Origin of the sequence: Microcoleus sp. D3_18_C4 (assembly GCF_036702355.1) — a bacterium.
Taxonomy (GTDB): domain Bacteria; phylum Cyanobacteriota; class Cyanobacteriia; order Cyanobacteriales; family Microcoleaceae; genus Microcoleus.
Genome location: NZ_JAUBTF010000115.1, coordinates 1 through 10,167 on the forward strand (window position 1 = coordinate 1; position 10,167 = coordinate 10,167).

10 protein-coding genes are annotated in these 10,167 nt (G+C 46.3%); 6 read left to right on the forward strand and 4 right to left on the reverse strand.

The window, feature by feature from the left end; genetic code table 11:
- The first annotated feature begins 78 nt into the window (after positions 1-78).
- Positions 79-726 (forward strand): PmeII family type II restriction endonuclease, encoded by a 648-nt coding sequence (locus tag QUA90_RS29335; protein ID WP_333448673.1) that lies wholly within the window; start codon positions 79-81, stop codon positions 724-726.
- A 45-nt stretch (positions 727-771) separates the two neighbouring features.
- Here QUA90_RS29335 and hisB read toward each other — a convergent pair whose 3' ends face one another.
- Together hisB and fabI are read right to left on the reverse strand one after the other, a co-directional pair.
- Positions 772-1,410, reverse strand: coding sequence for an imidazoleglycerol-phosphate dehydratase HisB (gene hisB / locus QUA90_RS29340; protein ID WP_333448676.1), 639 nt, complete (start codon positions 1,408-1,410; stop codon positions 772-774).
- A gap of 310 nt (positions 1,411-1,720) precedes the next feature.
- Complete coding sequence (gene fabI, locus QUA90_RS29345) at positions 1,721-2,497, reverse strand: enoyl-ACP reductase FabI (RefSeq protein ID WP_006634022.1); 777 nt, start codon at positions 2,495-2,497, stop codon at positions 1,721-1,723.
- 329 nt (positions 2,498-2,826) lie between these two features.
- Here fabI and ntcA point away from each other — a divergent pair, with 329 nt between their 5' ends.
- The 3 genes from ntcA to QUA90_RS29360 all read left to right on the forward strand — a co-directional run bounded on the left by ntcA (position 2,827) and on the right by QUA90_RS29360 (position 5,677).
- A complete protein-coding gene (gene ntcA / locus QUA90_RS29350; RefSeq protein WP_006634020.1) occupies positions 2,827-3,492 on the forward strand; it encodes a global nitrogen regulator NtcA in 666 nt (221 codons plus the stop codon).
- 77 nt (positions 3,493-3,569) lie between these two features.
- Complete coding sequence (locus QUA90_RS29355) at positions 3,570-5,252, forward strand: DUF3084 domain-containing protein (RefSeq protein ID WP_333448674.1); 1,683 nt, start codon at positions 3,570-3,572, stop codon at positions 5,250-5,252.
- 29 nt (positions 5,253-5,281) lie between these two features.
- Positions 5,282-5,677: a pre-16S rRNA-processing nuclease YqgF gene (locus QUA90_RS29360; RefSeq protein WP_333448675.1), complete on the forward strand. Its 396-nt coding sequence runs from the start codon at positions 5,282-5,284 to the stop codon at positions 5,675-5,677.
- A gap of 134 nt (positions 5,678-5,811) precedes the next feature.
- Here QUA90_RS29360 and QUA90_RS29365 read toward each other — a convergent pair whose 3' ends face one another.
- Positions 5,812-6,258, reverse strand: coding sequence for a hypothetical protein (locus QUA90_RS29365; RefSeq protein ID WP_333086135.1), 447 nt, complete (start codon positions 6,256-6,258; stop codon positions 5,812-5,814).
- A 575-nt stretch (positions 6,259-6,833) separates the two neighbouring features.
- A complete protein-coding gene (locus tag QUA90_RS29370; protein WP_333390202.1) occupies positions 6,834-8,414 on the reverse strand; it encodes a photosystem II high light acclimation radical SAM protein in 1,581 nt (526 codons plus the stop codon).
- Between the two features lie 374 nt (positions 8,415-8,788).
- Between QUA90_RS29370 and QUA90_RS29375 the strand changes: the two genes are divergently transcribed.
- Both QUA90_RS29375 and QUA90_RS29380 read left to right on the forward strand, forming a co-directional pair.
- On the forward strand, positions 8,789-9,178 hold the full coding sequence (locus tag QUA90_RS29375) for a DUF1830 domain-containing protein (RefSeq protein ID WP_333080653.1): 390 nt from the start codon (positions 8,789-8,791) through the stop codon (positions 9,176-9,178).
- 237 nt (positions 9,179-9,415) lie between these two features.
- Positions 9,416-10,006, forward strand: coding sequence for a hypothetical protein (locus QUA90_RS29380; protein WP_333324605.1), 591 nt, complete (start codon positions 9,416-9,418; stop codon positions 10,004-10,006).
- The last annotated feature ends 161 nt before the right edge of the window (positions 10,007-10,167 follow it).

The window sequence follows — 10,167 nt, forward strand, 5'->3', positions numbered from 1 at the left end:
CTACCGAAACTGGTCTAAACTAACTATGTTATTCTACCACAAATATAGTCTGTCTACTTACGCCGAGCTGTACTAGTTATGGTGGAAAATCTGACTTTAGGGAAAATTCATCCCAACCCATTTTTAATCAGGGCGTTAAATCTGGACACTCCAGAAGAAGTTGTCAGGCTTAATGTTTATATGACGGCTACGAGGTCTATTGTCACATCAATGGGATTTTTTATTCAAAAACTATTGATATCTTGCTCTGAAAGTGCAGAAATTCCACCGGAAGAGTCAGGATGGGACGCAATTAAAACTACCAGTGAGGGCGAGAAATGCTGGATACAAGTAAAAAGTGGCCCAAATGATATGGATAAAGACCCGATAGTATATTGGGCTGCCAAAATTGAGGAAAAAATTCAGGAGGGCGATCGCGCTTATATTGGTATAGCTTACGGTAAAAGAACTAATAAAACTGTAACACTTGGTTTACTGAAGCAAATTTTGCCCAATTCGGAAATGATCACTTTAATAGGTCGAGAACTGTGGGATTTTGTCAGTGAAGATACTCGCTATACTGTGAATCTGTTTGAAGTGTTGCGTCAGTCGGCTAGTCAAGTTTTAGCACAAAGTTCTATTGATGAAGCTATAGAAAGGTGTAGCGATCGAATCATCGCTGAATTGATCGGAAAGTACGGCGAGGGAAGTCAAGGCGTTTTTAACTATATAGCAGATATATTTTGATTGACAGCTTTGCAGTAGCCCAGAAGCGCTACTGCAAACCCCATACTACAAAACCCCTTTAGAACTCGGAATCCGGCTGGCGCGCCGCGGATCGATTTCTACCGCCATCCGCAGAGCTCGCGCAAATGCCTTAAACGCCGCTTCCACAATATGATGAGAATTTCCGCCCTGCAACTGTCGAATGTGCAGTGTCATTTGAGTGTGGTTCACCACCGCTGAAAAAAACTCTCTCACTAATTCAGTATCGTAAGTGCCGATCCGCTGGTTGGGAATTTCCAAGCTGTAACTTAAGTGAGGCCGTCCCGAAAAATCTAGCACTACTTCAATTAAAGCTTCATCCAAAGGTGCGATGAAATGCCCGAAGCGAGAAATGCCCGATCGATCCCCGACAGCTTTTGCTAGGGCTTGGCCCAAGGTAATTCCCACATCTTCGTTCGTGTGGTGGTCGTCAATCTCCAAATCCCCGATCGCCTGCACGTCCAAATCGATCAATCCGTGAGAAGCAATCTGGTGCAACATATGGTCTAAAAACGGAATCCCCGTAGACGCCTTGCAAGTTCCTACACCGTCTAGATTGAGGCTGGCCGTGACATCCGTTTCTAGTGTCGTGCGTTTCACCAAGGCGGCCCTAGCTGGTTGAACTGAATTTGCAGGAGGAAGAGAAGGGCGATCGGTTATCTCCATAATTCGCAATTGGTCATTCATTAGTTATTGATAATTAGTAATTTGAGAACGGGATTTTTTTAGTGTTGAGTCTCAAGCGAGGGGCTGGTTCTGCATACAACTGACATCAGACACCAACGTCAATCAAGGGATTTTTGGTGGGTGGGGGCGGGTTTATTTAACCTGTCTGTTACCGGAGAAAGTTTTTGGTGAACCCGCCCCTACAGGTTCTTGAAAATGGTGCAAGAAGATGCGAGATAAAACTTACTTGTTAAAGTTAAAGTTTATTGTCTAAACCCGCCCCTACATAACTCAAAATTCTCGACTACCGTTACATTCCCATGATTTCGTAACCGGCATCGACATACAAAACTTGACCCGTAATTCCGCTAGCGAGATTGCTGCACAGAAAAGCCGCAGCATTTCCCACTTCCTGCTGAGTCACCGTCCGCCGCAGTGGCGCCACTTCCTCAACGTGGTGGATCATGTCCAGAATACCGCCAACTGCTGACGAAGCAAGAGTCCGAATCGGGCCAGAAGAAATCGCATTTACCCGAATATTTAACGGGCCCAGTTCAGCAGCCAGATAACGAACATTCATTTCCAAAGCCGCCTTAGCAATTCCCATCACATTATAATTAGGAACTACTCGGACGCCGCCCAAGTAAGTCAGCGTCACAATACTGCCGCCCTCGGCCATCAGGGGTTTAGCAGCAGCACAAAGCCGCACCAGCGAGTAAGCGCTAATATCCAAAGCATTGGAGAAACCTTGGCGCGAAGTGTTGGTGAAGTCTCCCGAAAGTTCGTCCTTGCCGGCAAAAGCCAGACAGTGGATCAGGACATCTAACTTGCCCCACTTGTCGGCGATGGTTTGAAAAGTAGACTCAATTTCGCTCTCGTCTTGGACATTGCAGGGCAAATACAGACTGGGATTGAGCGGTTCCACCAGTTCAGCGACTTTGCGCTCGTGCTTGCCTTTCTCGTCCTTCAAATAAGTTATGCCGAGGTTGGCCCCAGCTTTGTGGAGCTGCTGAGCGATGCCCCAGGCGATCGAGCGATTGTTGGCAATGCCCGTAACAAGAGCATTTTTTCCGGTCAAATCTATCATCTGTAGTTTATCTAAAAGCAACTTGCACCGTTCTCATTGGCTATATCTGACAACCCCGCCAGTTTAGACACAACTGATTCAGATTTAACTGATTCAGACACAATTGAGACACAATTGAGACACAATTGATATTAATTTTGCTGTGGAGCTACATGGGGGCGGAATTGAAAAAGTTAAGAGAAGGGCTAGATTTAATCATACAGTGCGTGTTTACCTTAACATTAGATGGAAGTAACAGAATCCCTAGATATTGGAGGTTGGGCAGTATATTTACTCAATAAGGTTAATCGGCAAGTTATAAAGTATTGATTAGTACAAAGGATCTAGTCGTGACGCATGATAGACCGCTAGCAGCCGTGTTCCGCCAAATCAGCGGCGGGGCGTTTCCACCCATTGTGGAAACCTTTGAACGGGGCAAGACAATTTTTTTCCCTGGAGACCCGGCTGAGCGCGTCTACGTTCTCATTAGAGGTGCTGTGAAGCTCTCCAGGGTCTACGAAGCAGGGGAAGAAATTACAGTCGCCCTCCTGCGCGAAAATAGCGTATTTGGGGTGCTGTCTTTGATTACGGGACACCGATCGGACAGGTTTTACCACGCGGTAGCCTTTACGCCGGTAGAGTTGATCTCGCTGCCGATCGAACAAGTCGAGAAAGCGCTCAAGGAAGACCCGGAACTCTCGATGGTGATGCTGCGGGGACTGTCGTCTCGGATTTTGCAAACCGAGATGATGATCGAAACGCTGGCGCACCGAGATATGGGTTCGAGACTCGTCAGCTTTTTGCTGATTCTGTGCCGGGATTTTGGCGTGCCCGGTACAGAGGGGATTACGATAGATTTGAAGCTGTCCCACCAGGCGATCGCCGAAGCGATCGGCTCGACACGGGTAACTGTGACTCGTTTGCTCGGGGATCTCAGACAAGAAACCATGATCTCGATCCACAAGAAAAAGATCACAGTCCACAACCCGGTGGCCCTAAGCCAGCAATTCACTTGATGCCGAGAAAGTATAGGATTTTGGATTTTGGATTTTAGATTCAATCCAAAATCCAAAATCCAAAATCTAAAATCGGAATGACTGCTGGATACATCCTGGTATTTGTAATTTTAGTGTTGGGGGGTGTGATCGCCACTGTTAGCGATCGCCTTGGGACGAAAGTCGGCAAGGCAAGGTTGAGCTTATTCAAACTTCGCCCCCGCGATACTGCTGTTGTTGTGACAGTGATGGCCGGCAGCATCCTGTCAGCAGTCACTCTGGGCATATTGTTTGCTACTAGCAAGCCGCTGCGAACGGGAGTTTTTAGAATAGACGAGATTCAAAAAAGGCTCAACAACGCCCGCAGAGAAATCAACCAGGCCACTCAAGAAAAAAATCGAGTTGAAACTGAATTAGCTCAAGCCAGAGCCGCCCAAGCGCAAGCTAGAGCCAATTTAGAGCAAATTAATCAATCCCTCCAAGCAGCTAATGCTGAGCAAGCTCGAACGCAAACAAAATTAAACTCGCTGCGGGCCCAGCTCAACAGCGTGCAAGCAGCCAAGTCTAAAACTGAAGAGCAGTTAAGTCAGGTAGAAGCAGCTAAATCTCAGACAGAAGAACAGCTCAGCAGTGTGGAAGCGGCTAAATCCCGCACCGAAGAACAGTTGAAACTGGTTGAAACGATCCGATCGACTACACAAGCTCAGCTCGATCGCACCGAGAACCAATTGAAAACAGTTTCTGGTCAAAAAACGACTTTAGGAGCGGAAATCGCCCAACTGCAAGAGGAACGCCAACAGTTAATCGAGCAGGTAAAAACTCAAATTGCCCAGCGCGATCAAGAAATTGCCAAGCGAGAGAGAGAAATTGCCAGGCGAGACGCAGAAATTGTCGATCGCAACGAACTAATTGCCCAACGGGACAAGGAAATTGCTCAGCGGGTGCAAAATCTCGCCGAGCGCGATCGAACTATTGTCGAGCGCGACAAAGTAATTGCCGAGAGGGAAGCACTCCTAGAAACCTTGGCACAGCAACAATCTCAACTCGAACAGCAACAAACTTTATTGCAGCAGCAAGTGCAAGTTTTGGAACGCGATTTTCAGGCAATCCGCGAGGGTACAGTTGCCATCAGGCGCGGTCAAATTTTAGCTGCGGGCGTGGTTCGTATTATTGAACCCGGTATGGCGAGTCGCGCGATCGATCGACTCTTGCAAGAAGCAAATAAAACCACCGTCGGACTCATGCAGCCGGAAAATAGGAAGGTTAGAGACCAGGTTATTCAAATTACTAAAGCAGAAATCGATCAACTAATTAGTCAGATTAAAGACGGTCAAGATTACGTGGTGCGGATTGTCGCCGGCGCTAATTACCTGCGGGAAGAAAAGGTAATTAAGGTATTTGCAGAAGCAGAAATCAATCGAGTTGTGTTCCGCGCTGGAGATGTGATTGCAGGGGTTGCTGTCGATCCCGTGACTTTGACCCACGAACAGGTGCGGCAGCAGTTGCTGCAATTGATAGAAGCTTGTCAATTTCGCGCTCGCCTGATCGGTGTTGTCGGCGGTAGAGTTCAAGTGGCCGACAGTCAGATTGAAACTTTAGCTGGTTTTATCGAGCGATTGCAGCAGTACGAGAAACCGCTGGACGTTCAGGCGATCGCAGCAGATGTCACTTATATCGCCGGCCCGCTTAAAATAGATTTAGTTGCTCTTGAAAACGGAGCCGTTGTGTTCCGCACCGGACAACAAAAACAAGGCCCCGGAGACTTGAAAATTCAAAAATAAACTTGGTAATTAATAATAGGTAACTGGCTATGATTTTAGGTTTCGATCCAGGTAAAGACAAATGCGGCATAGCTGTAATGGGTAGAGATAAGAAGGTCTGCTACCATCAAGTTGTACCCTCCGAGAGTGCAATTTCTACTATTCAATCTTTGTGCGAACAGTTTCCCATTGAGTTATTGGTGCTCGGAGATCAAACGACTTCTAAGAGTTGGAAACAAAAACTAACGCAGAGTTTGTCGCCTGCGATCAAAATTGTTCAGGTTGACGAGAGGTACAGCAGCTTAGAAGCGAGGGAACGCTACTGGCAAATGTACCCTCCGACGGGACTCAACCGCTTGATTCCGAAGGGAATGCGGACGCCGCCGAGACCGGTGGACGATATTGTGGCGATCGTCCTAATTCAGAGGTATTTAAACAAAAGTTAGTCAATTTTATAAGCGTTACCACTGATGAGCTTTGATAATTTAAGGAATCAATATGTTTTGGCGACTCTTGAATTTTTCACTTAAATAAAATACACCCTGAATTTAGTGAATTTATGATTAAATAACAATTAGTGTTACTTGATCACACCTTCGGTCAAAATTACCTTACCATTTTGCCGGACTTGTAGGCGTTGGGGGTTAATGGAATAGATAATATTGCCGTTAGTCGCTTCATAAGTTCCGTCGTCACCTGTCGTTACTTGCATGACATTGATTTGGCTGCCATTTATTTTGCTAAGGCCTCGGTAAAAAATATCGCCTTCCTGGGTTTTGCAAATGTATATAGAAAAGTTGGGCGTTGCGAAAAATTGCACCATTTCGGCTCTCGGACATCCCTCAACTTGAGCAATTTGTAGCGGTTGATTATTGCCCAAAGTGTTGGGTGCGATCGCCCGAACTTTGTCAATCGGTTGATTTAGTGCAGTTGCTTCTGCTGAGGCAGTCAAAAAGCAGATCGCACTAATGCCTGCCATAACTAGAACTACTCCTTTAATGCCCTTAACTCTCTCCTTATAAAACATCTTGTCACTCCTGGTTTTAACTATATAATTACATCTTAAGCTATCTTGGCTGGATATTAATAATATTTAATGTCAGAGGTGAGATGTGCAGGGAACAGGGTCAGTTTAAGTAAGGTGCGAACTGTCCACCCTACACCAGTGAAAATACATAAGTATGTCAATGTGATCGCCGGAAAGCAATCTCTTGCATTTATGACATTTTTAAGGTTTTATGACTTGTTCATGCTGATTTGAGAAACCGGGTTTCTTCATATATTTCTGGTTACTAAACCTTTGATTTTCCTAGAAACCGGGTTTATAGTCCCCCAGGCGATCGCTAACTGACTCTTTTACAGGGTAATGTTTATTTGCGCTTAGCTATTTAGTGATATCATGTCCGATCGAGTGACCGAGATTAAAAGGGCTGGTTTTTGAGATTGTCAATTATGGGCAGATATTTTTGGTGAGGGGAACTCCTACCGTATTAGGGTAATCGACCGGACATAATATGAATAAAAAAAGGGAAACAGAAGATACATTTTTACTCCCATTTCCCCTGTTGAAAAGAACCGTCGTCCTGACGGGGAACCTGGTAATTAATTAACTGCTGCCAACTGTTTGTCTTTAATTTCCACTGGCGCGGTTAATGCTTCTTCCAAATCCGCACAGCCGAGTTTTTCCTCCAAAATAGCCATCACTTCGCGGCCGAAATCATTGGAATTACGCTGCCAAGCTTCTAAACAAATTTGCCCGAAAAACGAACCCAAAGGTTCGGGATTCCACAGCAACTTGCGCGCTGTCCAAGGCATCAAACTCATCGGATCGTAACCAGGTTGCAGAATATCCTTTTTAAAGGCGTATTCTTCCAAAATTGTGTGTGGCTGCAACCCGATAAAGAAAATAGCTGGTTCTACTTTATCTACTCCGAAAATTCGCTCTAATTCTCGGTGATAAGCAATAGTTTGCCGGATAGTTTCAAAGGTTTCGTCAATGACGTTAAACGAGTAATTCACGGAAACCACATCGTTGTAACCGGCTGCTTTTAAATCGCGGCAATTTTCCAAAACTACTCGCAAGTTATAGCCCATCCGCATTTTGCGAACCAGTTCCTGGGAACCGCTGGTGATGCCGATTTCAAAGTAATTCATCCCCGTTTTTACCATCAAATCGCACAATTCGGGTGTGAGATTGTCCGCACGGATGTAAGCAGCCCAGTGTATGTCGTCCATGCCGGCGGCGATGATTTTTTGCAATAATTCGATCGCATCATCGATGAATTTGCGTGCTGGGATAAATTGAGCGTCGGTAAACCAGAAATTGCGGATACCTCGATCGTACAATTGCCGTATTTCCGCCACCACCTCATCCGCCGGATTGATCCGCACTTGCTTGCCTTCAATCACCGTATAAATGCAGTAACAGCAATTATGAGGACAGCCGCGCTTGGTTTGGACTCCCACGTAGAAGTCCATATCCTGTAGATAATAGGAAAATTCCGGCCAAATGGTTTCGATGTAGTTATAGTCGCAAGCAGTTTTCTCGATGTTGGCAGGCTTTTCGTGAATTAGCTTCGCGCGCGGCACAGTTTCTCCCACCACATAACATCTTTCCTCGGCCAAATCTTCGCCCTTAATCAACTTCTCCAGCAAAGCTTCGCCTTCCCCCACCGAAACCACAGTTCCCGCCGGCAAACTGCGTCCCAACTGCTCGTAAAACACGCTCACAGCACCGCCTCCGACCACTGCACGAGCTTCGGGGCGGTATTTCCGGGCCCGCTTCAATCCGCGCTTAATCAGTCCCAAATTGCGCCAGAGTTCGGTGTAGTAAGACGCGGCTAAACGCAGTCCTCCGAGGGCTCCCCGGAACTTGATCAGCGGATTTTTGGCGTAGTAAAACTCGAAGGCATTTTGCAACGGGTTGCCACCCCTGCCGCCCACGGGCGCGTAAATTTGAATGTCCCGCCAAGAGAAAACCAGCAGCGTCGGCTTAAACTCGTCTATGCTGGCATCTAAAGCTTTAGCGAAATCCAGGGGGGGTACGGCACCTAAATCGAAAATGCGCTGTTCGACATCGGGAAACAGCTTGTGTACGTGATCCGAAAGATAGACAACTCCGATCGGGAAAATAGGATTGCAAGGGAGGCGAACGTACAGGACTCGGTTTTCTCGGTTTTCCATGATTGCCATATCCTAAAGTGGAACTTTTTCAGCTATGTTAATATTCTTTTAATATAACTTTACAATATGTCTAATTTTCGCAATTTGACATTAAATATTCTTAAATTTTTCTATTTGGCTCAAGGCCGAGCTTGTTAGTGTCGATCGGCGACAGCAGTAGAAAAAAGCTAATTTTTAAGTCAATACAGCGTATTTTGACTTAAAATCCCAGCGGGGAGTCAAAAATGCGATATTTATCCGGTTAGATTTTAATTTAAGTTCGATCGGTCTCTCATGTATTAGGGAGTTGGTAGTCGGCTTTACAGTAGGCGGGATCACCTAGTGTTAGCCTGAGAAGATAACTAAAACTTTTAGGCAAGGCTCCCTCAGCAGTTATGGCTCAAATTCTTGACCCCGTACCCTCAGACACCGACAGCAAGATTCTGTGCTGCTACGTCAACGCCACCAGTCAGATTCAGATTGCTCGCATCGCCAACATTCCTAACTGGTACTTTGAACGAGTGGTGTTTCCCGGACAGCGCTTAGTGTTTGAAGCGATGCCCGCTGCAGCATTGGAAATTCACACCGGGATGATGGCCAGTGCAATTTTGTCGGATAAAATTCCTTGCGATCGCTTGCAGATTAACGAAGGCCCCTATTCCAACGTCAATCCTAGCAGATCGCGAGAGGCAGTTCCGGGCGATCGAGCAGCAATGACTGGCCGCCCCAAATCCCGAGAAATCTCAGAACCTCTGACTGTACCGGCACTAACGGCCGTTGATTAATTGAAGTTGTGAGTTTTGAGTTATAAATTGTCAGTGAATTGATAACTCCGCGCTCAAAATTCCAACTTCAGCAAAGCCTTAAAAACTCAACACTTAAGAATCAAAGTTTGTGAAATGAATTTTAGATCAAAACTCCCGACGGCAAATATTGTCCGGTTTTTCCTATTTCCCTGAGTTTGGTTGGCGGGTTCGGCAACTGTGCAAAAATATCATTAAACAGCTTCTCGAATTTCAGCCATGTCAGCACAACCTCTTGCTTCTTCCCCATCTTCGGCCCCAGTATTTGAGCCGGCGGTATTCCGGCTTTCTCCCCTGATTAGAATCACGCTGTTGAGCTTGTACACAGCCCTGACAATTCCCTTGCCGTTTTTGTCGGAAGTAACAAAAGCACCGGTTCCCCCGGCGACCCTCTGGGTGGCAATCGTTGTCGGCGCTGTGGGCCTGTACGGCGTGCTCAGTGAAAGGGTAATTTTGAGCGAGGAGGGGATTGAAGTCACATATCCCAACTGGTTTCCGCGTTGGTTTCGCAAGGGTTGGTCGCTACCTTGGACTGAGGTAAAAGCTCTCAAACCTCGATCGACAGGTCAAGGAGGTTTAGTTTACTATTTTTTGAGTCATTCGGGTGAAGGTTATTTGTTGCCAATGCGAGTGGCTGGGTTTGGTAAATTAGTCGGTTTGGTAGAAGCAAAAACAGGCATTGATACTAGAGATGTCCGCCCTTTGTCGCAGCCTTGGATGTATCTTATTTTGCTGGGATGTACGCTGCTGTTGCTGTTGGTAGATGCGTGGACTATTGTTACGGCGATCGGGCTTAAAGGTAATCTGTAAATTTCTTGTGGGGCGGGCAAGATGCCCGCCCCCAATATGCAGGCTAAATGTGGAACATCTTATTATCAAACACGCAGAAAAAAGGTAGAAGTTCACGGGGTTAGCGTGGCAGAAGAGAAGGAGGAATCCGACAAGAACGAGTACTCAAGACAGATTCAGTC